This is a genomic window from Halorubrum halophilum (genome assembly GCF_000739595.1).
GTDB classification, from domain to species: Archaea; Halobacteriota; Halobacteria; order Halobacteriales; family Haloferacaceae; genus Halorubrum; species Halorubrum halophilum.
In genome coordinates this window covers 93671-115965 of record NZ_BBJP01000036.1, presented here as the reverse complement: position 1 = coordinate 115965, position 22295 = coordinate 93671, and the positions used below count along the sequence as shown (strand labels likewise).

General features: G+C 69.0%; 18 protein-coding genes. 6 read left to right on the top strand and 12 right to left on the bottom strand.

The genetic code is table 11. From position 1 onward, the window contains the following. Positions 1–57: 57 nt before the first annotated feature. The 3 genes from ACP96_RS12355 to ACP96_RS12345 all read left to right on the top strand — a co-directional run bounded on the left by ACP96_RS12355 (position 58) and on the right by ACP96_RS12345 (position 3103). Positions 58–651, top strand: a complete 594-nt coding sequence (locus tag ACP96_RS12355; RefSeq protein WP_050033517.1) for a gluconate 2-dehydrogenase subunit 3 family protein — start codon at positions 58–60, stop codon at positions 649–651. Beyond that, entirely contained in the window at positions 648–2267 is a 1620-nt protein-coding gene (locus ACP96_RS12350) for a GMC family oxidoreductase (protein WP_050033516.1), read from the top strand. The genes ACP96_RS12355 and ACP96_RS12350 overlap by 4 nt, the downstream gene beginning before the upstream one ends. Positions 2268–2449: 182 nt before the next feature. After that, positions 2450–3103, top strand: coding sequence for a dolichyl-phosphate hexose transferase (locus ACP96_RS12345; RefSeq protein ID WP_235271571.1), 654 nt, complete (start codon positions 2450–2452; stop codon positions 3101–3103). Between the two features lie 440 nt (positions 3104–3543). Here the strand turns inward: ACP96_RS12345 and ACP96_RS12340 are convergent, their stop codons facing one another. Genes ACP96_RS12340 through ACP96_RS12325 form a run of 4 tightly spaced genes read right to left on the bottom strand, consistent with a single transcriptional unit; the run spans position 3544 to position 9429 of the window. Next, complete coding sequence (locus ACP96_RS12340; protein WP_050033514.1) at positions 3544–5826, bottom strand: DUF7846 domain-containing protein; 2283 nt, start codon at positions 5824–5826, stop codon at positions 3544–3546. A gap of 21 nt (positions 5827–5847) precedes the next feature. Next, positions 5848–6993, bottom strand: a complete 1146-nt coding sequence (locus ACP96_RS12335) for an extracellular solute-binding protein (protein WP_050027108.1) — start codon at positions 6991–6993, stop codon at positions 5848–5850. A 39-nt stretch (positions 6994–7032) separates the two neighbouring features. Beyond that, entirely contained in the window at positions 7033–8214 is a 1182-nt protein-coding gene (locus tag ACP96_RS12330) for an alpha-1 4-glucan-protein synthase (protein WP_050033513.1), read from the bottom strand. A 21-nt stretch (positions 8215–8235) separates the two neighbouring features. Then, a complete protein-coding gene (locus ACP96_RS12325; RefSeq protein ID WP_050033512.1) occupies positions 8236–9429 on the bottom strand; it encodes a lysylphosphatidylglycerol synthase transmembrane domain-containing protein in 1194 nt (397 codons plus the stop codon). A gap of 259 nt (positions 9430–9688) precedes the next feature. Here ACP96_RS12325 and ACP96_RS12320 point away from each other — a divergent pair, with 259 nt between their 5' ends. After that, the gene (locus ACP96_RS12320) at positions 9689–10249 is read left to right on the top strand and encodes a rhomboid family intramembrane serine protease (protein WP_050033545.1); all 561 of its coding nucleotides are present in this window, start codon (positions 9689–9691) and stop codon (positions 10247–10249) included. Between the two features lie 81 nt (positions 10250–10330). Here the strand turns inward: ACP96_RS12320 and rpsJ are convergent, their stop codons facing one another. From rpsJ to ACP96_RS18720, 5 genes are all read right to left on the bottom strand, one after another. After that, positions 10331–10639 (bottom strand): 30S ribosomal protein S10, encoded by a 309-nt coding sequence (gene rpsJ / locus ACP96_RS12315; RefSeq protein WP_004048854.1) that lies wholly within the window; start codon positions 10637–10639, stop codon positions 10331–10333. Between the two features lie 3 nt (positions 10640–10642). Beyond that, positions 10643–11908 carry a translation elongation factor EF-1 subunit alpha gene (gene tuf / locus ACP96_RS12310; RefSeq protein ID WP_050025883.1) on the bottom strand — a complete coding sequence of 422 codons (1266 nt, stop codon included), beginning with the start codon at positions 11906–11908 and terminating at the stop codon, positions 10643–10645. Positions 11909–12115: 207 nt separating this feature from the next. Then, a complete protein-coding gene (locus tag ACP96_RS12305; RefSeq protein ID WP_050033511.1) occupies positions 12116–13102 on the bottom strand; it encodes a homoserine dehydrogenase in 987 nt (328 codons plus the stop codon). Further along, positions 13099–13695 (bottom strand): amino acid-binding protein, encoded by a 597-nt coding sequence (locus ACP96_RS12300; RefSeq protein ID WP_050033544.1) that lies wholly within the window; start codon positions 13693–13695, stop codon positions 13099–13101. Before ACP96_RS12300 ends, ACP96_RS12305 begins: the two co-directional genes overlap by 4 nt. Continuing rightward, complete coding sequence (locus tag ACP96_RS18720) at positions 13692–13853, bottom strand: hypothetical protein (protein ID WP_154020466.1); 162 nt, start codon at positions 13851–13853, stop codon at positions 13692–13694. Before ACP96_RS18720 ends, ACP96_RS12300 begins: the two co-directional genes overlap by 4 nt. Positions 13854–14130: 277 nt before the next feature. Here ACP96_RS18720 and ACP96_RS12295 point away from each other — a divergent pair, with 277 nt between their 5' ends. Further along, positions 14131–14613 (top strand): DUF3592 domain-containing protein, encoded by a 483-nt coding sequence (locus tag ACP96_RS12295; RefSeq protein ID WP_050025881.1) that lies wholly within the window; start codon positions 14131–14133, stop codon positions 14611–14613. 88 nt (positions 14614–14701) lie between these two features. Here ACP96_RS12295 and ACP96_RS12290 read toward each other — a convergent pair whose 3' ends face one another. Next, complete coding sequence (locus tag ACP96_RS12290) at positions 14702–16891, bottom strand: elongation factor EF-2 (protein ID WP_050033510.1); 2190 nt, start codon at positions 16889–16891, stop codon at positions 14702–14704. A 186-nt stretch (positions 16892–17077) separates the two neighbouring features. Here ACP96_RS12290 and ACP96_RS12285 point away from each other — a divergent pair, with 186 nt between their 5' ends. Further along, a complete protein-coding gene (locus ACP96_RS12285) occupies positions 17078–17719 on the top strand; it encodes a bifunctional 4-hydroxy-2-oxoglutarate aldolase/2-dehydro-3-deoxy-phosphogluconate aldolase (protein ID WP_050033509.1) in 642 nt (213 codons plus the stop codon). Positions 17720–18115: 396 nt separating this feature from the next. Here ACP96_RS12285 and ACP96_RS12280 read toward each other — a convergent pair whose 3' ends face one another. After that, complete coding sequence (locus tag ACP96_RS12280; RefSeq protein WP_050033508.1) at positions 18116–21706, bottom strand: DNA polymerase II large subunit; 3591 nt, start codon at positions 21704–21706, stop codon at positions 18116–18118. Positions 21707–21722: 16 nt separating this feature from the next. Then, on the bottom strand, positions 21723–22142 hold the full coding sequence (locus tag ACP96_RS12275) for a PPC domain-containing DNA-binding protein (RefSeq protein ID WP_050033507.1): 420 nt from the start codon (positions 22140–22142) through the stop codon (positions 21723–21725). Between the last annotated feature and the right edge of the window lie 153 nt (positions 22143–22295).

The following is a 22295-nucleotide window of genomic DNA, read 5'->3' as shown; positions in this document are numbered from 1 at the left end:
ATCCGGTCGCCGATCTGGTCCGATGGATATAATAGTTTAGGGAAGCCTAAATCAGACATGGAACTGACGCGGCGCGACGCGGTGGCCGCGCTGGCCGCCGTCGGCGCGACCGGCGGCGTCGCCTTGGCCGCTCGCCGGTCGGGCGACGGACCCGATCGCGCCGACGCCGACCGCGACGACGCCGGGAGAGCGGACGGCGAAGGGGATGACGGCGGGGACGGAGACGCGCTCCCCGACGACGAGACCGTTCGCGCGGCGATGACCGCGTTCGCGACGGTCCTCTACCCCAGCGAGGTCGAGGGGGTCGAGGCGTTCGTCGACCGATTCCTCGACGGGCGGCTCGACGGATCGGCCCACGCGACGGGAGTGCGAACGACGGTCGGCGAACTCGACGACGCGGCCCGGTCGTGGTACGGAGCGCCGGTCGCCGAACTCTCCGAGGACGACCGAGACCGGCTCCTCCGCGAGGTCGGCGCCGACACCGCCGACGAGGACTCCGACGGAACCCTCGCCGAGCGGGTGCGCTACCACGTCGTCAACGAGCTCCTGCTCGCGCTGTATGCCTCGCCGACCGGCGGCGAGCTGGTCGGACTGGAGAACCCGCAGGGCCACCCCGGCGGGACCGAGAGCTACCGACAGGGGCCGCGATGAGCGCCGGAGACGCAAGCCGGGACGGCGACCGCTCACCCGTGGCGAACGCGGACGTCTGCGTGGTGGGCTCGGGGCCGGCGGGCGCGCTCGTCGCGGACCGGCTGGCCGCCGACCGCGAGGTGGTCGTCCTCGACGCCGGCCCGCGGTTCGACCCCACGGACCGGCTCACGCGACAGGAGCGGGCGATCCGCCCGAGCTACGACCGACCCGACGTCTGGGACGTGGGCGGCGAGCGGGACGCACACAGCAACTCCGGCGAGTGGTTCTACCCGCTGAACCACGCCCGCGTCAAGGGGATCGGCGGGTCAACGCTCCACTGGCAGGGGATGGTGATGCGGCTCCACGAGGACGATTTTAACTCCAAGACCGAGCGCGGCGTCGGCCCGGACTGGCCGATCGACTACGGCGACCTCCGATCGTACTACGCCGAGGCCGAACGCGAGCTGGGCGTCGCGGGCGCCTCCGATAATCCCTACGCGCCGCCGCGCGAGGAGCCGCACCCGATGCCCGCGTTCGAGCCCTCCTACAGCGACTCGCTGTTCGCGGAGGCCTGCGAGGAGCTGGGGATCGACATGCACTCGGTGCCGAACGCGCGCAACTCCGAGACGTACGACGGCCGGTCCGCCTGCGTCGGCTACGGCACGTGCCAGCCCGTCTGTCCGGCCGGGGCGAAGTACGACGCCACGGTTCACGTCGATCGCGCGGAAGAGAAGGGCGCGAACGTCATCGACCGCGCGGCAGTCCAGCGGCTCGAACACGACGCCGACCGCGTCACCGCCGCGGTGTACGCGACGCCCGACGGCGAGGAGCACCGGCAGACCGCCGACGCCTTCGTCGTCGCCTGCGGCGGGGTGGAGACGCCGCGGCTCCTGCTGCTCTCCGAGTCGGAAGAGTACCCCGACGGGCTCGCTAACTCCAGCGGGACGGTCGGGAAGTTCTTCATGGACCACCTGTTCGCGGGCGTCGGCGGCACCCTCGACGAGCCGACCCGACAGAACCACGTCGGGTTCTACACCAGCGCGTGCGACCAGTTCTACGACGAAGCGGACGAGGATATCGGCCCGTTCAAGCTGGAGTTCTTCAACTACGCCGGCCCCTCGCCGGTCGAGATGGCGCTGACCGGCAACGACTGGGGCGACGACCTCGTAGACCGGCTCCGCGACGGCTACGGCACCCACGTGGCGATGGGCGGACTGGTCGAACAGCTTCCCCGGTCGGACAGCTACGTGACCCTCGATCCCGACCGCACCGACGACCACGGTAATCCGGTTCCCGACATTCATTGGAGCGTCGGCGACCGCGCGCTCCGGACGATCGAGCGCGCCAACGAGATCCAGCGGTCGGTCCTCGAAGAGCTGGGCGCCGAGATCGAGTGGGTCGCCGGCCCCGACGCGACCGGCCCCGCCTTCCACCACATGGGGACGACCCGGATGAGCGCGGACCCCGACGCGGGCGTCGTCGACGCCGATTGCCGGACCCACGACCTCGATAACTGCTGGATCGCCTCCAGCGGCGTCTTCCCCACGAGCGGCGCGATGAACCCCACGCTGACGATCGCCGCGCTCGCGCTGCGCGTCGCCGATGACGTTCGAGAGCAGCTCTCACAGCCGCTTTAGGTGAACCTAAAAACTCAAGTGGGTGGGGCGGCTCGTCGGAGGTAATGAGTTCGATCACGGCGCCCGACGACGAGGCGAGCGACGGAGCCGACTCCGTCGACGTCGACGCGACCGCGGAGACCGGCGACGCCCCCGAGGAAACGGACGACGCGGAGTACACCTTCGACGACCTGAGCGTCGTCATGGGGACGTACAACGAGGAGGAGGCGATTGGCACCGTCCTCGACGACATCGAGCGCGTCACGGACGGGCGCGCCGAGGTCGTCTGCGTCGACGGCTCCTCGGACCGGACCCCGGAGATCGCCCGCGAGCACGGCGCGACCGTCATCGAGCAGGAGCCCCAGGGGTACGGGGTCGCCGTCCGGGAGGCCGTCCTGACGCCGGACCGTCCGGTCGTCGTCACGACCGACTGCGACGACACCTACCCGATGGACCGGCTGCCCGACTTCCTCGACGCGATCAACGACGGCGCCGACGTGGTCAGCGGCGACCGGCTCTACCACGGCGCGAAGTCGATGCCGGCGTTCAACCGGTTCGGGAACCAGTCGTTCGCGGCGCTCGCATCTCTCCTGATGGGCGAGCGAGTCCACGACACGACGACCGGGATGCGCGCATACCGCCGCGAGGTCGTGCAGGATATCGGGTGGACCGAGAACACGGGCCTCTCCGCCGAGCTGCTGATCCGCCCATTGATGCGCGGCTACGACGTGCGCGAGGAGCCGATCGAGTACGCCGAGCGACTGGGCGAGACGAAGCTCGACCCGATCGAGGGCGGTGCCGCCATCGCGAAGTCGATCGTGACCGTCTGTCTCGAAGAGCGGCTGCGACGGTTCTGAGCGCTGAGCGGCCCAGAAGGCGAGAAGGGCTTTTTACGGTAACGCGGACTACCGGCGTCGACTATTTATAAGTAGACGAGGCGGTGGCGCGCCTCCGAGCGGCCGCCGCTGGCGGCCGCTCGGAGCCCGCGAGGGAGTCAGTCGCCCGGAGCAACGCGGAGGGCGACTGACGAGGCTGGGGAGGCGTGAGGTGCGGGGCGGTGCGGTCGGGTGGGACTCAAAGGGGCAGCTGTGAGGCCGGCGCAGGCGATGGAAGCACCGCAGCGAAGGAGCAAAGCGACTGAGCGAGGAGCGCAACGAGCGTGCGCCGGCCTCACAGCTGGGGCTTTGGAGGTGTTCACCGTCGATCCGTCGGCAACTGCTTATAAGCGAGCGGCTGGGGCTTTGGAAGTCGTTACCGCGGATCCACGTTCAACCACTTATAAACAACCGCCAGCGCGTCACCGATCTTCGACGCCTTCGGCGTCCGTCTCGAAGACCACCCACTCGGCGTGGGCGTCCGGGTTCTCAGGGAGGTACGTCCCCTCGGTGCCGCACTCGGTGACCAGCCGGCACACCGAGCGCTCCGGGGGCCAGACGACCTCGACGCGGTCGCCCTCGGCACCGCCATCCGCAACGTCCTCATCCGCGGCCCGAACCGCCGCCTCCTGCCGATAGGTGAACGTCGCGCCCGTCGGATCGACGAGCGTCACCGTCACGATGATCTCGTCGCCCTCGGGGTCGATCGGGACGGTCGCGTTCGGCGCGCCGGCCAGCCGCGCGCCGTCGGGACCGATCGACCAGTCGACCGACAGCGACCCCTCGGGATCAGTCACCACGTGGCGGGCGAAGTCGTCGCCCGCAGTTTCCTCCCCACCAGCGCCACGCACGGTCTCCACCCGAACCCGCGCGCTCTCGACGCGCTCGGGGACGCCGACGGTCGTCGTCGCCTCGACCCGCGAGCCCGCCCGAACGTCGAGCGGCTCGAGCTTCGGGGCGACGTGTTGGGTCGGATCCGGCGTCCACTCCCCCTGATACGCGTACCGGTGGAGCTCGCGGTCGGGGTACGCGTCGATCACCGCGAAGTCCTCGGCCGGGTCGCGGTCGAGCGCGTACACGGCCTCCCCGTCGAGTCCGGGGTCGTTCCGGAGCGCCTGGAACGGGTGGTTCTGCCACTCGCCGTACGGCGTCGGAATGAACACGAGATCGTCGTCGAACTCGGTCGACTCGATCGGCTCGTAGGCCGTCTCGTACTTGTCGGCGTGGGCCGCGTGCCGGTCGAGCGGCGCCTCGACGGCGGCGGCGGCGCCGAGCGCTCCGCCGAGGAGCGCGAGGACCGCGACCGCGACGACCGCCGCGCGACCCGCTCGCGGGGTGGCCCGAGCCGCGAGCCGCGCGCGGAGCCGGGAGAGCCCCCGCCACCCGGAGACGACGGCGACGCCCCCGAATATCGACAGCGGGACGAGGAGGTCGAAGTGGTAGAACGGCCCGAACCCGGCGACCAGTCCGTCGGTCGGGTCCGAGAAGGTCGCGAGGAGGTTGTTCGATCCCCAGAAGAAGAGGTTCCCGACAACGACTGAGACGACGACGCCGACGAGGAGGACCCCCGCGGTGCGCTCGAACCGGCGGGCGTCCGCGTCGTCCGCGTCCTCCGCGTCGTCCCCGACGCCACCGCCGAGCGCGCGCCGCCCGGACAGCCACCGCCGCGCGGCCAACCCGCCGCCCGCGAGCGCGAGCAGCGTGCCGAGCGGCCCGGCGACGACCCAGCGTGTGACGAGGTACCACAGCGCGTATCCGTTCGAGCGGAGCGCCAGTTCGGGCGTGTACTCCTCGGTGTGTCCCAAAATCCGGCGCTCGCCGAAGCCGGGGCCGTCCATCGGCGCGAACGCCTCGTACGGGAAGGTGAGGGGCGAGCCGGTGACCCGGAGGTTGTACGCGAGGGTGACCCCGACGAAGAGAATACCAAAGAGCGCCGTGAGCCCGTGGCGGCGGATCGGACCGGGGAACGGAAGCGACGGAATCCCGACGTCCCGAACCGCGACGACCACCCGACCGAGCGCGTGCAGGATGAACGGCGCCGCGAACAGCACCGCGGTGAACGGCCGGGCGAAGAAGGCGAGCCCGATCGCGACGCCCGCGAGCCCGGCGAGCGCGAGCGACCGATCGCGGACCCCCCGGAGGTACGCGACCGCGAAACAGAGGTTGAGGAACGTCGTCGGCGCGTACGGGAGGAACACGGAAGAGGTGATGAGCGCCAGCGGGGAGGCCGCGAAGAGGACCGCGGCCGCGAGGCCGACCCGTCGGTCGAACATCGTCCCGCCGAGCAGGGACACGAGCGCCGCGTTGCCGGCGGCGACGACCGCGAGCGTCACCCGCGGCTCGTCGAACAGCCACATCGAGACCGCGTACATCGCGGCGGGGACGGGGTTGTACTTCGGGTAGAGCCGGCCGTCGTCCTCGATGAAGAACCACGGGTGGACGGCGTCGGCCAGCTCGCCCGCGTGGATCTCGAGCTGACCGGAGAGCAGCATCGCGGCCTGCATGAGGTACACCCCCTCGTCGTGGTTGACGGAGTGATACCGGAACAGCGTCGCGGCGATGGCGAAGGTGAGGACACCGGTCGCGACGGCGACGAGGGTGGCCGCGAGCGTGAAACGGTCCGCGCGAGCGATCCGGGCGCGGCCGCGGCTCGCGAGTCGGCGTGCGAACGGGCGCGGGTCAGCGGAGTCCGAACGGGACGACACGGGAGTCGGTGGGGGAAGGACCTAGACCTCGACGCCGGCGTCGCGCATGAGGTCGATGGTCGTTTCGAGGTCGGACAGCTCCGCCAGGTCGATGTCGGGGACGTCGAGTTCGTCGATCGTCGGCAGGTCCCCGACCGGCTCGACGTCGGGGATGAGCGGGTACTCGAACGTCGACCGGGCGAAGTAGTCCTGCGCCTCGGACGACAGCAGGTGGCGGACGAAGTTCTCCGCGAGCGTCGCGTCGCTCGCCGTGTCGACGACCGCGGCGCCGGCGACGTTGAACACCGCGCCGGCGTCGCCGCTGGTGAACGCCGTGCCGATCGACGCCTCGGGGTTGCCGTCGAGGACGCGCTGGATGTAGTAGTGGTTCGTGAACGCCGCGTCGATCTCACCGTCGGCGATCCCTTGACAGGTAGCGAACTCGTTGTTGTACGGAGTGATTCCCGACTCGACGACGGCTTCGAGCCACTCGCGGGTGGCCTCCTCGCCCTCGATGAGCCGCATCGCGGTGACGAACGCCTGACAGGAGCCGTAGGAGGGCGCCCAGCCGAGGTCGCCGTCGAACTCTTCGGGGTACGCCATGATGTCGTCGGGAAGCTCCGATTCGGAGAACGCCTCGGTGTTGTACGGGACGGTGCGCGCGCGGCCCGAGGTGCCGATCCACTGCTCGGTGGTGAACTCCGACCGAACCAGGTCGGTGATCTCCGAGGAGAGCGCCTGCGTGCGCCCCGCGTCGGCCAGCGCCCCCAGCGAGCCCGCATTGACGGAGTAGAACACGTCTGCCGGTGACCCCTCGCCCTCGTTGGCGATCTGATTCACGAGGTCGGTGGCGCCGCCGTATCGGACCGTCAGGTCGAAGTCGTCGTACAGGTCCTCGATGTACCCGACGAGCTCGCCGACGAGGAACTCGCCGCGGCCGGAGTAGACCGTGAGCTCGCCTTCCAAGTCGGGCATCTCGGCCATCGGAGTGCCGCCGGGAGCGTCGCGGCCCTCGCGGCCGGAACCGATCTGTCCGACCGAAGATCCGGCGTCGTCGCCGTCAGTTCCGTTGCCGCTCTCGCCGTCGTTATCCTCTCCCATGCACCCAGCGAAACCGACGACGCCGAGGCCCCCGGTCGCCGCAAGGAACCGTCGGCGGTTCACGTCGTCTGATAGATGTTCGGTCATGTGTTTTAGGCTAACCTAAATGCTTTTAGTGGTGTCGGTTCAGTCGTCCGCGACCGCCGGCGTCCGACGGATCGCGTCGAGACAGTCGAGCCAGTCGCGCATGTACTCGCCGCAGTGGTTGAGGAACGCGCCGTTGTTCCACTCAGAGAAGTCGCCCTCGGCGAGCGCGTCGGCCATCTCGTCGAAGACCGCCGCGTACGAGTCGGCGTCTCCGCCCGCTCCGTCGATCACCTCCCAGACGTGCTCGTTCAGCTCCAGCCCCGCCACCTCGTTCGCGAGGTCGTCGAAGGTCGAGCGCGCGGCCTTGTTGTGTTCACAGAGCGGGCCGCCGTTGTAGATCCGCTTGCCGAGCACGTCGCAGGCCCGTTTGAGGAAGAGGCCCGACCAGATGTCGTCGAAGCGACCCACGTCCCACTCGTTGTCGTCCATCGGCAGCTGGTAGAACGCGGGGATCACCTCTCGGCGGAACGCGAGGTTCATCGAGCAGACGGTGAGGTAGTCGCCGCGAGAGGCGACGAAGTCGCCCCCGAAGTCGTCGGTCGTCGTCCGCGTCTGCGCCTGTCCCTCCAAGTCGCCGTCCATCAGGATCCGGACCGCGTCGAGGTCGGGGACGTTCGTCCACAGCCCCTGCGAGGCGACGACCTCGCCGGCCTCGATCTCGACCGAGTCCGTCTCGACCGTCTCGTCCATCGCCGAGTACGGGTAGCCGCGCGGATAGAGCCCGTGCTCGTCGGCGTTCTGGTAGAGGACGTTGACCCAGTTCTCGTCCGAACTGACACGCTCGATCTCCCCCTCGAACGCGAGGTTCTCCATGTGACGCCCGAAGTAGTCCTCGTCGTCGTGCGGGAGCGTGTCGTCGTCGATAAAGAGGCCGTACTCGAAGTCGTCGTCGGCCCACATGTAGAGGAGCCCGAAACTCGTCTCGGCGTGGCTCGCGGCCGGGACGACGTGGCCGTACTCCGCGATTCCGTTGGCCTCGTACCACTCTTCGCGCCGGCTGCCATCAAATACCTCGCCCGAGACGTCGAGGTCGTCGAGCATCGCGCGCATCTCCTCGACGTCACAGAAGTCCTCGGTGACGAGCACGAAGTGGAGCCGGGAGACGTCAAACCCGTGCTCTCGGGCGTTCGCGACGTACTCGCGGAGGCACTCGTACTCGCGGATCGTGGGGACGATCACGCAGATGTCCCCGCTCGCGTCTACTGCGCGGCGTTTTTCCATACACCGATTTTTTAGGGCGGCCTAAAAACTTGGCGGTCCGCGGTTCGACGATTGGCACTCACCGTCGGCGTTCGTTGACGAATCGTCGGCGACGCTCCCTCCGTCGGTCTGTACCGAGGGGGTCGGCTCACCGTCCCCCGAGGGACCGGCCGTCGGCGAGAGACCGAGCGCGAGCGCCGCGACTCCACCGCCGGCGAGCGTGACGGCGTTCTTCAGCGCGTGGTCGAGGATCGCCGCCGCGAGCGCCGTCTCGACGGGCAGCCCCGTCGCGCTCACGACAAGACCGGTGAACGCCGCCTCGTACAGCCCGATCCCGCCCTGCGAGAGCGGGAGCACCTTCGCGAGGTTGCCGACGCTGACCGCGAGGGTTCCCACGACGAGCAGCGCCGGCGGCCCGACGAACCCCCCGATCCCGCCAGTGAGCGCGGCGAGCACGAGGACGGCGGTGAGAACGTCGAGCGCCCAGACGACGACGCTCCAGAGGAACACCGCACCGAGACGTCGAGGGTCGGCGGCGACGACCCGAACCGACGAGCCGAATCGGACGGCGGCGTCGACGGCCTGCGAGAGACGCGGCCGCGCGATCCGAGCGCGGAGCGCCGGGCCGAACCGCCGGTCGCTCCGAGCGACCGCGACGGCCGCGACCGAGAGGACTGCGGCGCTGACGGCGATACCGGCCGCGGCCGCGAGCGCGGTCGACGGCGCGACGGCGCCGACCGACTCGCCCGATCCGGGCGACCGACCGGTCAGGAGCAGAGCCCCGAGCGCGACGCCCCCGAGGGCGCCGATCGCCACGAGGTCGAACGCGCGCTCGACCGCGAGCGACGCGACCCCCGTCGGGTACGGCACGTCCCGACGCTCCTTGAGCAGGTACGCGCGGACCCCGTCGCCGGCCCGCGCGGGGACGATCAGGTTCGCGGTCTGGCTCGCAAACACCGCCGCCGTGAGGAACCCGATTCGGCAGCGTCGTCCCATCGCCGCGAGCACGTCGGCGTACCGGCGCCCGCGGACCGGCCACGAGAGGAGGTAGACAAGGAGGGCCGCGCCGAGAAGCGCCGGGTCCGCCGCCGTCACCGCCCCGACGACCGCGTCGGCGTCGAGGGTCCGGGCCGTGACGGCGACGCCGACCGCGAGGACGGCGAACGTTCCGACGACCGTGAGCCGCTCCCGCGAGAGGCCGCTTCGGATTCGATCTCGAACGCGACCGCTGGTCATCGGTCCGCCGTCCTTCGACGGCGTTCGAGGGGTCGTTCAGCGAACATACGTTGATTTAGGCCAGCCTAAAGAACAAAAGGCTGGCGGTCCGCATCGCTCCGTCGACGCCGACCCCGAGAACGTCGACGCGGTCGACGACCCGGCCGACCGCGAGCGGTACGTGGCCGAGGCCGAGCGGATGGCGCGGGCACACGACCCGGACGACGCGATCCGACCGCCGCGGTCGGGTTTAACCCGCTCCGGCGCGAACGACCGAGCGATGCGCGCCACGTTCGAGACGCTCGCGGTCGCCCTCCTCGTCGGACTCGCACAGCTCGCGTTGAGCGTCGTCGACCTCGCGGGGATCTTCGCGCTGTCGACGCCGCTCGCCGTCGCGCCGTGGACCCTCTTCACCAGCGTGTACGCGCACGGATCGATCGGTCACCTGCTGGCGAACGCGCTCGCGTTACTCCTCGTCGGCCCCCTCGTCGAGCGTCGGACCACCCGTCTCCGGTTCCACGCGTTCGTGGTCGGGAGCGGCGCGCTCGCCGGGGTCGCGCAAGTGACGCTCGGCGGGCTACTCGGTCCCCCGGCGGCCGTGTTGGGGCTCAGCGGCGCCGTCTTCGCGCTCGGCGGCTACCTCCTCGCGGGCAACGTCGTGAGCGCGACGCTGTTCGATCGCTTGCGGCTCTCCGTGCGGGCGCAGTTCGCGCTGTTCGGGCTGGCAGCCGTCGTCCTCACCGCGACGACCGCGGCGCCCGGCGTCGCGCTGATCGCCCACGCGACCGGGGCGTTCTGCGGGCTCGTCGCCGGACGCGCGCGGCTGCTCGACGTGTCGTAAGGGCAGCGGCTGGAACCGACCGACAGCGTCTCCGCTAGGGATCTCAAAAAACGAAAGGGTGAAAGAAAAACGCCCTAGCGCTCAGTCTTCGAGAACGATCTCGATGCTGACGTCGTTCGGCACTTGGACGCGCATGAGCTGGCGGAGCGCGCGTTCGTCGGCGTCGATGTCGATCAGACGCTTGTGGACGCGCATCTCCCAGTGCTCCCACGTCGCCGTCCCCTCACCGTCCGGGGACTTGCGCGACGGGATCTCGAGCGTCTTCGTCGGCAGCGGGATCGGGCCCGACAGGGCGACCCCCGTCGAGTCCGCGATCTCGCGGACGTCGTCGCAGATGTCGTCGAGGTCCTCGGGGCTCGTGCCGGCGAGGCGGACGCGTGCCTGCTGCATCGATTATCGCTCGTTGACTTCGAGCACCTTGCCGGCCGCGATGGTCTGACCCATGTCGCGGATGGCGAAGCTGCCGAGTTCCGGAATCTCGCCGGACGGCTCGATGCTGAGCGGCTTTTGCGGGCGCACGGTGACGACCGCCGCGTCGCCGGACTTGATGAAGTCCGGGTTCTCCTCGGCGACCTCACCGGACGACGGGTCGATCTTCTGATCGATGGACTCGATCGTACAGGCGACCTGCGCCGTGTGGGCGTGGAAGACGGGCGTGTAGCCGGCGGTGATGACGCTGGGGTGCTGCATGACGACGACCTGCGCCTGGAACGTCTCGGCGACGCTCGGCGGGTCGTCAGCCGGGCCACAGACGTCGCCGCGGCGGATGTCGTCCTTACCGATGCCGCGGACGTTGAACCCGACGTTGTCACCGGGCTCGGCCTTGGGCACTTCCTCGTGGTGCATCTCGACCGTCTTCACTTCGCCGCCCACGTCGGACGGCTGGAAGGAGACGTTGTCGCCGGTGTTGAGGATACCGGTCTCGACGCGTCCCACGGGGACGGTCCCGATACCGGAGATGGTGTAGACATCCTGGATCGGGAGTCGAAGCGGCGCGTCCGTCGGCGGCTCGGACTCCGGCAGGTCGTTGAGCGACTCCAGCAGCGTGTCGCCGTCGTACCACGGGGTGTTCTCGGACGCCTCGGCGACGTTGTCGCCCTCGAACGCCGAGATGGGCACGAACGACGTGTCCTCAGTCGCGAAGCGGACCTGGTTGAGCAGGTCTTCGACCTCGTCGATGACCTGCTTGTAGGAGTCCTCGCTGTAGTCGACGAGGTCCATCTTGTTGACGCCGATGATGAGCTCGTTGATACCCAGCGTGCGGGCCAGGAACACGTGCTCTCGGGTCTGGGGCGCGACACCGTCGTCGGCCGCGACGACGAGCACCGCGTTGTCGGCCTGCGAGGCGCCCGTGATCATGTTCTTCACGAAGTCACGGTGGCCCGGGCAGTCGACGATGGTGAAGTAGTAGTTGTCCGTGTCGAACTCCTGGTGGGCGATGTCGATCGTGACGCCGCGCTCGCGCTCCTCGGCGAGGTTGTCCATCACGTAGGCGAACTCGAAGCCGCCCTTGCCCTTCTCTTCGGCTTCCTCGCGGTGCTGCTCGATTACGTGCTCGGGGACGCTCCCCGTCTCGAAGAGGAGGCGACCCACGAGCGTACTCTTGCCGTGGTCGACGTGGCCGATGATGGCCAGATTCTGGTGCGGTTTGTCACTCATGGGGTAATCACGCGCTAAGGCGCTCTGTGAGTAAGTTTCGGTAGATTCCACTAAAACGGTTTCGATACGGCCTACAGATGATCGCGACGCCGTCGGGCGATTCTCGACAACGCGGGTCACGGCAGCGCGTCACACGACCGAGGTCGCGTGCCGGGTTCCGGTGACACGAATCGGGGACGAGGAGGACCCGTTCCGACGCTCGCGACGCTACTCCAGCCGCCCGACGTCCCCGAGCACCGCGCTCGCGGTCTCCGGGCCGCCCGCCCCGCGCCCGGAGATGTTGAGCCGGCCGGCGTGGGTGGTCTCGATCTGGACGATGTTCTGCGTGCCGGAGACCGCGAGCGTCCCGTTCTCGGGGACGAGCCGCGGCGCGACCCGAACCGTCTCGCCCGTCGCCTCGCCGATGAGCCTGACCGTCCGGCCGTCCTCGGCCGCGAGCCGGAGCGCGGACCCGGGCACGTCGCGGATGCCCGACACGTCGGCGTCGTCGAGCGTGAACTCGCGGGCGTCGGCGGGGTCGTCGGCCGCGCCGAAGGATAGCACGTTGGCGAGGATGACGCACTTGAGCGCCGCGTCGGTGCCGTCCACGTCGAAGGAGGGGTCGGCCTCGGCGACGCCGAGGTCCTGCGCCTCCGCGAGCACGTGGTCGTAGTCGAGGCCCTCGGCGGCCATCCGCGTCAGGATGAAGTTCGCCGTCCCGTTGAGCACGCCCCGGACTGCCGTGACGTGACCAGGCTCGATGTCCTCGACGGTCGACACCGCGGGTATCGCGCCGCCCACCGTCGCCTCAAACCGGATCTCGCCGTCGCTGTCGTTCAGGAGCGAGCGCAGATCGCCGAACCGCTCCGCGACCGGCCCCTTGTTCGCGAGCACGGCGTGGCGGTCGCGCTCCAGCGCGGTCCGGACGTGCGAGAAGCCGGGCTCGGCGTCGCCGAGCGTCGTCGGCGTCGCCTCGACCAGCGCATCGTAGTCGGCCGCAAGCGCGTCCGCGGGGTCGTCGTCGCCGACGATCCCGCGCTCGGTCTTGCGGGCCACCACCGCGTCGGGGTCGACGCCGGCGTCCCGGTCGCCCTTCCCGTCCGCGACGACCGCGCTCGACGAGTCCGCGACCGCGACGACCTCGTGGCCGTACTCGCTCGCGAGGTCGACGACCGAGCGCCCGACCGCGCCCGCGCCGACGACGGCGAGTCTCACGCCTCCACCCCCGTGAGCGGCTCGACCAGACGTAGCTTCTTCTCGTCAGCCAGCTCCCGAACCGCCGCGAGGGCAGCCTCCGTCTCCCCGGCGCGGGCCTCCAGGCGAAGCCGGGCGCTCGACGACTCTTCGGTCCCCTGCGGCGCCGCCAGCGACACGTCGGCGACGGAGGCGGACTCGCAGGCCTCGATCCGCGAGAGGGAGTCCGATAGGTCCGTGTCGATGAGGTGACCGAAGAGCAGGATGGTCACCTCCTCGGCGTACCGCTCCGTCCCCGCCTGCATCACGTTCACGCCCTCGGTCCGAAGGGCCTCGACGATCCCCTCGAAGCGCTCCGGAGTCGCCTCGAAGTCGACCTCGACCGGGATCCGGCCGCGGGGGGTCTTGTTCCCGCGCTCGTGGTAGATCGAGAGGAGGTTCCCCCCGTTGTCGGCGATCGGGTGGAGCGCGGCGAGGAGCTGTCCCGGCTCGTCGGCGAGTTCGAGCCGCACCGTGTGCGTCGACGGCGCCGTCGACGCGTGGCCGCCGCCGTCAGGGGTGACGTCCTCGCCGTCCGCTTCCTCCTCGGGGACCCCGTCGCGGGCGTCGCTCACGCCGCCACCTCCGCGTCGGAAACCGCCGCCGTCGCGGCGAGCGACGTTCCGGAGGTCCCCGTCGGCGGTCCGGTCCGGCACGGTCCTGTCGGCGGCACGGAGCGGTCGCTTGCTGGCTCCATCGCGATGCGCCGAGCAGGAGTCGTGCCCGTCTGCATACCCGAAAGGAGTCGGGGGATCCGGTATAAGCCTTCGGCGATGGCAGGCGTTGCCTCGCTATCGAGCCTGCCAACGCGGCGCACGGAATAGGGCGACTCGCAACCGGCAGCACAGAAGCCGCGACGGTGAACCGGCAGACGGCTGATGGGACAACCGCACAATTATGTGGCGAGGGCGTCTCGCGACGATGTGAAAACCCTCCACGCTGTTCGTCAGCGGTTGCGACGTGAGCGCTCACACGGAACCGACTCTCGCCGCCTCGAGGTGACGTAGCGAATGGGAGACGACGGACTCACGATCAGCGGCCCGAACACGGTCCGGGGTGCGGTCCTCATGCTGATGATCGGGCTCGCGGCGACCGGGTACGGCGCGTACGACTACACCCAGCAGTCGAACGCCGTGGACGACGCCGTCGAGGTCGACGCCACGGTCACCGAACTCGACATCGAGTCGACGTCGACGGGAAGCGAGGCCGGCGTCGACTACCGACCCACCGTCCGGTTCACCTACGAGTACGAGGGGACCGAGTACGCGAGCACGAACGTCTTCCCGTCGGCGATCACGTCGAACTACGACACCGAGTCGGCGGCCCGGTCGGTGATCGAGGGGTACGCCGTCGGCGAATCCGCGACGGCGTACGTCGACCCGTCGGATCCGGACGCCGCGTTCCTGAAGGACCGCACGTCGAACGCGCCGCTCGTCGCGATCGTGATCGGACTGCTCTTCGCGCTCGTCGGCGGGCGGTCGGCGATCAGGTAGTTCGTCGCTGACGGGCTGAAAAGGGCGAAAGAATCGAGAGAGAAACCGCAGAAGCAGCGAGCCGCAAGCCGCGAACCGCGCCGTCGACTTAGAAGTAGTCGATCGACTGCGGCAGTTCCAGCTTCATCCCCTTGCGCTCGCGGATCTCCATGATCTTCTCGCGCTGGAGGTTGTCGACGAGCACGCGGAAGCCCGCGTTCTCGGTGTTCCACGAGGCGCGGCCCTCGGTGGCCGAGCGGATGTCGGAGGAGAACCCGATCATCTCCTCGACGGGCGCGATGCCCTCGACGACCATGAGATCGCCCTCCTGGTACATGTCGTCGACGCGGCCGCGGCGGCCCTGAATCTCGCCGGACGCCGCGCCCATGTGCTCCGAGGGCACGTCGATCCGAACGTCCTGGATCGGCTCCAGCAGGCGGACCTCGCCGTCGATCAGCGAGCGGTGGACCGCGTCGCGGACCGCGGGGATGACCTGTGCGGGACCGCGGTGGATGGTGTCCTCGTGGAGCTTCGCGTCGTGCAGCCGGAACAGCGACCCCTGGACCGGCTCGGCGGCGAGCGGCCCGTCGTCGAGCGCTTCCTGAAGCCCTTCGAGCACCAGCTCCATCGTCTCGTTGAGGTGTTGAATCCCCTTCGTGTCGTCGATGAGGATGTTGGTTCGGTGGATGTGCTCGACGTTCTGGGAGGTGTCCTTGTCCATGCCGGCCTCCTGCAGCGCCTCGCGGCGCTCCAGTTCGGGCATGTCCATCGAGACCTCGCCGAGCTGGATGGCGTCGACGATATCCTGGGCCATCGGCTCGACGGTGATGTAGAACTTGTTGTGGCGGTTCGGCGACTGCCCCTCGACCTCGCGGGAGGCCTCCTGGGGCTGCTCGCGGAAGACCACGATCGGCTCCCCGGTGATGACCGGGATGCCCTGGTTGTCGCGGATCCGCTGGGTGATCACTTCGAGGTGGAGCTCGCCCTGCCCGCTGATGAGGTGCTCGCCCGTGTCCTCGTTGATCTCGATCTGGATCGTCGGGTCCTCCTTGGCGACCTGCTGGAGCGTCTCGATGAGCTTCGGCAGGTCGTCCATGTTCTGCGCCTCGACGGACTTCGTGATGACCGGCTCGGAGATGTGCTCGATCGACTCGAACGGCGTCATCTCCACGGAGGAGACGGTGGAGCCGGCGATGGCGTCACGCAGGCCGGTGACGGACGCGATGTTCCCCGCCGGGACGCGGTCCACTTCCTCGCGCTCGGACCCCATGAAGAGCCCGACGCTCTGGATGCGGTTTTTGCCGGCGGTCCCGGAGACGTACAGCTCCTGACCCTTCTCCAGCGTGCCGGAGAAGACGCGGCCCGTCGCGATCTCGCCCGCGTGCGGGTCCATGGAGATGTCGGTGACCATGAAGACGACCTCGCCGTCCTCGTTGACCATCCGCATCGTGTCGGCCAGCTCGCTCTCCGCGTCGCCGCGCCAGATGCGCGGGACACGGCGGGGCTGGGCGTCGACCGGGTTCGGGAAGTGCTCACAGACCATGTCGAGCACGACGTCCGACAGCGGCGTCCGCTCGTGGAGTTCCTGCCGCTCGTCGTTCTGTTCCAGCTCCATGATGTCGGCGAAGTCCATCCCGGTCCGCTGCATCGACGGCATCGAGACGCCCCACTTGTACAGCGCGGAGCCGAACCCGACCGTGCCGTCCTCGACGGAGACGGTCCAGTCCTCGGGGATGTCGTCCATGTTCTCGGCCATCCCGCGAATGAGCTCGTTGACGTCAGCGATGACGGACATCAGCCGCTCCTGCATCTCCTGGGGTCCCTCCTGGAGCTCGGAGATGAGACGGTCGACCTTGTTGATGAACAGCGCCGGCTTCACGCCCTCGCGGAGCGCCTGCCGGAGCACCGTCTCGGTCTGGGGCATCGCGCCCTCCACGGCGTCGACGACCACCAGCGCGCCGTCGACCGCGCGCATCGCGCGGGTGACGTCGCCCCCGAAGTCGACGTGGCCCGGCGTGTCGATGAGGTTGATGAGGTGGTTGGTATCCTCGTACTCGTGAGTCATCGAAACGTTCGCCGCGTCGATGGTGATGCCGCGCTCCTGCTCGTCCTCCTTCGTGTCCATCGCGAGCTGCTCGCCCGCGGTGTCCTGGGAGATCATGCCGGCACCGGCCAGCAGGTTGTCGGAGAGCGTCGTTTTCCCGTGGTCGACGTGGGCGGCGATGGCGATGTTCCGGATGTTCTCCGGGGAGTCCATCAGCCGCTCACACTCTTGAACGATCTTCTTGCGTCGGCCCATTATACCGCTTGTTACCGACAGCAGGGTCAAAAGGGTAGTGTTTCGTCTCGGCCGTTTCGACCGGATCGACCCGCGATCGCCGCCGTTTTCGTGTCGACCGATCGCACGATCGGGACCGCGCGGTGACGGCTATAGAGTTCGTTCGCATCCGCGCGTATTTAAGTGGCCGCTCGGAAACAGGGGCGTATGAACGAGACGCTCTCACGGATCGTCGACAGCGGCGTCGTCGCGGTGCTGCGCGGAGTCGAGGCCGACCAGCTCATCGGGATCACGGAGGCGCTGCGCGAGGGCGGCGTCACCGCCGTCGAGATCACCGCGGACACGCCCGACGTGGCCGAGAAGCTCGGCGAGGTCGCCGGCTCCTTCGACGGCGAGGTCGTCGTGGGTACCGGCACCGTCCTCGACAGCGAGACCGCCCGGACCACGCTGATGGCCGGCGCGGAGTTCGTCGTCTCGCCGAGCCTCCACGAGGACGTGATCGAGACGTGCAACCGCTACGGCGCCGTCAGCGCGCCCGGCGTGATGACGCCGACCGAGGCGATCCGCGGCTACGAGGCCGGCGCCGACTTCGTGAAGGTGTTCCCGGCCAAGACCGTCGGTCCGGCCCACCTCGGCGCGATGCAGGGGCCGCTCGGACAGATCCCGATGATGCCGACCGGAGGCGTCGGCCCGGACAACGCGGCCGACTACGTCGACGCCGGCGCGTTCGCGGTCGGCGCGGGCGGCGCCCTCGTCGACTACGACGCCGCCGAGCGCGGCGACTACGAAGCGATCACCGAGACCGCCCGCGAGTTCGTGCAAGTGGTCGAGGACGCGCGCGACGACTGAGGCGAGGCAATAGCGACGGTCTATTTATAAATAGAAGGGGCGGCAGCAGCGGTGGCGCGCCTCCGAACGGTCGCCACCGGCGACCGCGAGGAGCCCGCGGGGGAGTCGGCGCGGCGCTTATAAGCGCCGCGCCGACGAGGTTGGGGAGGCGTGAGGTGCGGTCGCGGTGCGGGTAGGGCGGGACTCAAAGGGGCAGTCGCGAGGACGAAGCACACCGACGTAAGCACTGCAAGGAGCGAGCGAAGCGAGCGACTGAAGCGCGCAACGAGGTGCGCGAGTCCTCGCGACTGGGGCTTTGGAGGTGTTCGCCGTTGATCCGTCAGCAGCTACTTATAAACGACCGACGACACCGACCACTACTTAGAAACCCGCAGAAAGCGCCTAACAAACTCGACCTCACATAAAGTCCGCAATACCGGACTGCTTGTTGGTGTCGTCCTCGAAGATCGACTCCAGCGACTGGTCTAACACCTTCAACCGCTGTTTCGTGTAGGGCCGGCAGCCGAACCGGTCGGCGACCTCGATCGCCGTGTCAACGTACTTGCTCACCGACCCCTCGTGGACGGTGAGGTTCACCCGCCCGCCGCACTCCCGGCAGTCGCCCGAGAGCGGCATCCGCCGGTACTTCTCGCCACAGTCGAGACACCGCGTCTTCTGCCGCGAGAACGCGCGGAGGTTCCCGATGATGTCCGGCAGGAAGTGGTACTCGATCACGCGCTCGGCCACGTCCGTCTCGTCGACCGCGCGGAGCTTCCGGGCCAGCTCCAGCTGGGCGCCCATCTTCTCCATCATGTCGCCGAGCGTCTTGTACGCCGACAGATCCGGGCCCATCGCGATGTCCGTCGTGTCGTGGGTGTGGCCGAACCCGTGGTACTCCTCGTCGGTCCCGAGCGTGTCCTCGCCGATCTGGATCAGGTCCTCGATCGACTCCGGATCCGCCATCTCCAGCGTCGCGTCGTAGAACTCCCGCGGGTACTCCCGCGCGATGTCGACGTTGTGCGCCTCGTCGTCGATCTCCGAGGGATCGATCCGCGAGGACATCACGAGGGGCGCGTCCATGCGACCGCCGCGCTGGTCCGGCAAGAACGTCTTCGAGAAGTTGAGAAGTCCGTCCATGAGAAGCATGACGCAATCCTCGTCGCCGTCGCAATTCCGACGCTTAGCGGCGTGAAAGTACGGATGAGCGTACCCGACGGCGGCGGACGTGAATCCTACCACTCTTCCGACAGTAGCCGCACTCGTGTGGGGCGCCATCCCGAAGACGAGCTCGCCGACGAGGTCGTCGCGCTCGTTGACCTCGTAGAAGCGGTCGAGCCCGTAGAACTGTTCGAGGAGGTCGTCGACGAAGTCCGCGGTCTTGAGCATGTGCTCGGCGGCGCCGTCGGAGAGGACGATGTCCTGCACCCGGAGCTCCACGAGCTGGTCGTCGTGGCGCAGCGGCTCGCCGTCGATGTCGGTCTCGTAGCCGATCTCCCGGAGGTGGTCGGCGGTGATGTCGAGTTCTGCGGGCCGGACCGACGTGACGGGGAGGTCGGTCATGTCGTAGCGGACCGTCCCGTCCTTGAACGACGTGACGCCGTTCTTCGCGCGAAGGACCCCTTTCTCGATCGGCTCGGGGGTCTTGTTCCGCGAGGTGAGCCCCTGAACCCCCTTCAGGATCTCGAAGGCGGACTCCCGCTCGCCGACGTTCTCCAGCGCGGAGCGGTACGCGTCGTTGAGATCGACTTCTTGGTAGGTCGCCGCGCGCACCTCCCACTCGCAGCGCGGGCACTCGACGCGGCCGGCCTCGTCGGGCTCGCAGACGGTGCCGCAGTCGCCGCACTCGTAGTGGAGGTCGGTGTGGACCTCGCAGTCCGGGCATCGCGCCCGGTAGGTGTGCTCGTCGCACACGGGACAGACGCGGTCGGAGACCTCCACCTCCAACCGCCCCCGGTGACCCGTGTCGTCCATGACGCTCGCGGCCTCCGCCACGTCGCGCTGGGGGCCACCGGCCTCGTTGATCGGGAAGAGGGTGTGGACCGCCGGCGAGAGGTCGCGGCTCTCCGACTTCTCCGGGCGACCCATCCGGTTGCCGATCCGGGTCGGCGCCCGCTCCCGGACTTCGAAGGGAGCGACCTCGTTGACCGCCTTCACCGCGTTCTCGCCGTCGTCCCACTCGCGGGCCGCCGCGGAGAGGTCGCCCGCGTCCCACGTCTTCCGGAGCCCGTCGTCGACCCCGAGCGACCGTGCGAGCGGGCGCCACGTGGGGATCCGGAGCGCGTCCGGCGTCGCGACGTGCTCGACCAACAGCGACTCCAGGGCGGTCTGGGTCGTCTCGGTACGCTCGATCGCGAGGACGCCCTCAACCACGTCGCCGTCGGCGACCGCGTCGGCGAGCGCCTCGAAGGCGTCGACCGACACGTCGTGCCAGAGGGAGGTGTACTCCGGGTGGAGCGGGCAGTCGTACTCGCGCGCCCACGCGAGCGCCTCGTCGACCTTGGGGTGTTCGAGGTCGACGTGCGGGTCGTCCCGCATGGCCTGCACGTCGGCGCCGGCAGCCTCGAACTCCTGGACCCACCACTCGTAGACGTACGACGCGGGCGCGAGCGGGTGGTTGTTCTCGACGAACTCGCCGTAGTTGACGAGGTACTCGCCCAGATCGAGCACCTTCTCGACGCCGTTCCGGATCGCCTTCGCCTCCTCGGGATCGTCGATCCGTCGGACCTCGCCGTTCGCGAGCCGGACCGTCGGTCCCTCGATGGAGTCGACGGGGACGACCCCGTGGGCCTTCCCCGGCCGCTCCGTCTTGATCTGGGTGCCCGCCGCGAGGAAGTCGTCGACGAGGTGCATCGTCGCGGGATGGACCCCGCCGGTCGCGAATCCGTGGTTGCGCGCGCGACCGTATCGGAGCCGGAACCCGCCCGCTTCGCTCGGATGGGTGAAGACGGGCCGACCCGCGATCAGGTCGCGAAGGAACTTCTGGGAGGACTTCGCTCGGAGCGGGCCGTCGGGCTCGGCTGCTTCCGACTCTGAATCGGTCCCGTCCTCCGAGCCGGCCCCGTCGCTTTCGTCGCCCTCACCGTCACCGTCTGCCTCCGCGTCGCCGTCGTGGTCCCCCTCCGCGTCGGCGTCCTCGTCGGCCTCGTCGCTCGCGCCGCCGCCGTCCTTCCCGATCGTGCCGTCGATCAGGTCCTGGAGCCACGGCCAGTCGACCTCGTCGAGGTCGCGGGTGTACCGCTGTATCTTCGGGGCCTTCAGCGCGATCCCCTCGGCGGCGACGAGGCACATCCCGCCGCGCGCGGAGTTGGTGTCGACGCGCTCCAGGTCGCGGAACCCGGAGACCTCCTCGTCGCCCGTCGCCTCCCCGTCGAGCATGACGGGCATGTGCTGGGCGATGAACTTCGACTCCTTGTCCTTCGGCGTGTACTGGAGCCCCGTCTCCTTGTCGTAGAGGGCGATCTCCTCGGCGTAGCGCTCGACCTCCACGTCTCGGGGCTTGTACTCGTCGATGTCGAGCAGGGATCGAGCGTAGTCGGCGACGAGCACGGACAGCGCCTGCGCCGTCCCGCCCGCGGACCGGATCGGACCGGCGTAGTAGACGTTGACGAACTCGGTGCCGTCGTCGTTCTCCAGCAGCTCCACGCGGTCGATCCCCTCGATCGGCGCGGCGACGACCCCCTCGGTGAGCAGTGCGACCGCGGTCCGAACCGCGCCTTCGACCTTGCCGGCGCGGGAGTCGTAGTCGCCGACGGTCCCCTCGACGAAGTCCGTGACGAGCTCCAGCGCCGCCTCCTCGCGGGACATCTCGCCCTCCAGCTCGCGGACGCGCTCCGCGACCCCGTCGATCCCGAGGATGTTCTCGACGCGGTCCGCCATGTCTCGGGCGATCGGGATTTCGATCTCCGGCTTCGGGTCGTGGCCCTGTTGCTTGGCGGCCTCGGCCACGCCCCACGCCTCGTCCAGCCGGTCTTCGATCCGAGCGAAGTAGCGCTCGTCGTCCGGCCTCATCGCCGCCAGCTCCGACTCAGAGCCATAGGTCGAGGTCGGTGGCCTCGTCGTGAGAGCGCTCCAGCGGCTCCGCGAACGCCCGCAGGTGGCACTCGCCGGCCCAGACGGTCGCGGAGTCGAGGTGTCCCGCGAGCGCCTGCCCGCTCGGTCGCGACAGCACGACGTGCGTGTGCGCGAACACGTCGCCGTCGAGCAGCGAGACGTTGCCGACGCAGGCCGCGACCTCCAGCGGCTCGTCGAACGTCACCGAGCGATACTCACACTCGTCTTGGTCGTAGAACCACACCTCCGCGTCCTGCACGGCCCCGAGCGCCGTGAACCAGCCCGCCTCAACGTCCTCCGCGCGGGCGAGGTCCTCGATCTCCTCGCGCCAGTCGGCGCCCGTCTCGAACCGCGCGACGTACTCCGCCGTCGGCTCGACTTCCCGATGGTGCATAGGAATCGTCCACGACCGCCGAGGGCAAAAAGCCTTCAGTCGCGCTCTGAAGCCAAATTGATATAGCGATATTTGGTTTAATTATACTTAGTGCGGGGTAATCACGCTCACACAGAATCAGTCAGAAACGGGCCAAACATCGGAATATCGAGC

Coding starts and splice junctions, on each gene's coding strand:
- ACP96_RS12355 (WP_050033517.1), top strand. CDS start 58: ATGGAACTGACGCGGCGCGACGCGGTGGCCGCGCTGGCCGCCGTCGGC.
- ACP96_RS12350 (WP_050033516.1), top strand. CDS start 648: ATGAGCGCCGGAGACGCAAGCCGGGACGGCGACCGCTCACCCGTGGCG.
- ACP96_RS12345 (WP_235271571.1), top strand. CDS start 2,450: ATGGGGACGTACAACGAGGAGGAGGCGATTGGCACCGTCCTCGACGAC.
- ACP96_RS12335 (WP_050027108.1), bottom strand. CDS start 6,993: ATGACCGAACATCTATCAGACGACGTGAACCGCCGACGGTTCCTTGCG.
- ACP96_RS12330 (WP_050033513.1), bottom strand. CDS start 8,214: ATGGAAAAACGCCGCGCAGTAGACGCGAGCGGGGACATCTGCGTGATC.
- ACP96_RS12325 (WP_050033512.1), bottom strand. CDS start 9,429: ATGACCAGCGGTCGCGTTCGAGATCGAATCCGAAGCGGCCTCTCGCGG.
- ACP96_RS12320 (WP_050033545.1), top strand. CDS start 9,689: ATGCGCGCCACGTTCGAGACGCTCGCGGTCGCCCTCCTCGTCGGACTC.
- rpsJ (WP_004048854.1), bottom strand. CDS start 10,639: ATGCAGCAGGCACGCGTCCGCCTCGCCGGCACGAGCCCCGAGGACCTC.
- tuf (WP_050025883.1), bottom strand. CDS start 11,908: ATGAGTGACAAACCGCACCAGAATCTGGCCATCATCGGCCACGTCGAC.
- ACP96_RS18720 (WP_154020466.1), bottom strand. CDS start 13,853: ATGCAGACGGGCACGACTCCTGCTCGGCGCATCGCGATGGAGCCAGCA.
- ACP96_RS12295 (WP_050025881.1), top strand. CDS start 14,131: ATGGGAGACGACGGACTCACGATCAGCGGCCCGAACACGGTCCGGGGT.
- ACP96_RS12290 (WP_050033510.1), bottom strand. CDS start 16,891: ATGGGCCGACGCAAGAAGATCGTTCAAGAGTGTGAGCGGCTGATGGAC.
- ACP96_RS12285 (WP_050033509.1), top strand. CDS start 17,078: ATGAACGAGACGCTCTCACGGATCGTCGACAGCGGCGTCGTCGCGGTG.
- ACP96_RS12280 (WP_050033508.1), bottom strand. CDS start 21,706: ATGAGGCCGGACGACGAGCGCTACTTCGCTCGGATCGAAGACCGGCTG.
- ACP96_RS12275 (WP_050033507.1), bottom strand. CDS start 22,142: ATGCACCATCGGGAAGTCGAGCCGACGGCGGAGTACGTCGCGCGGTTC.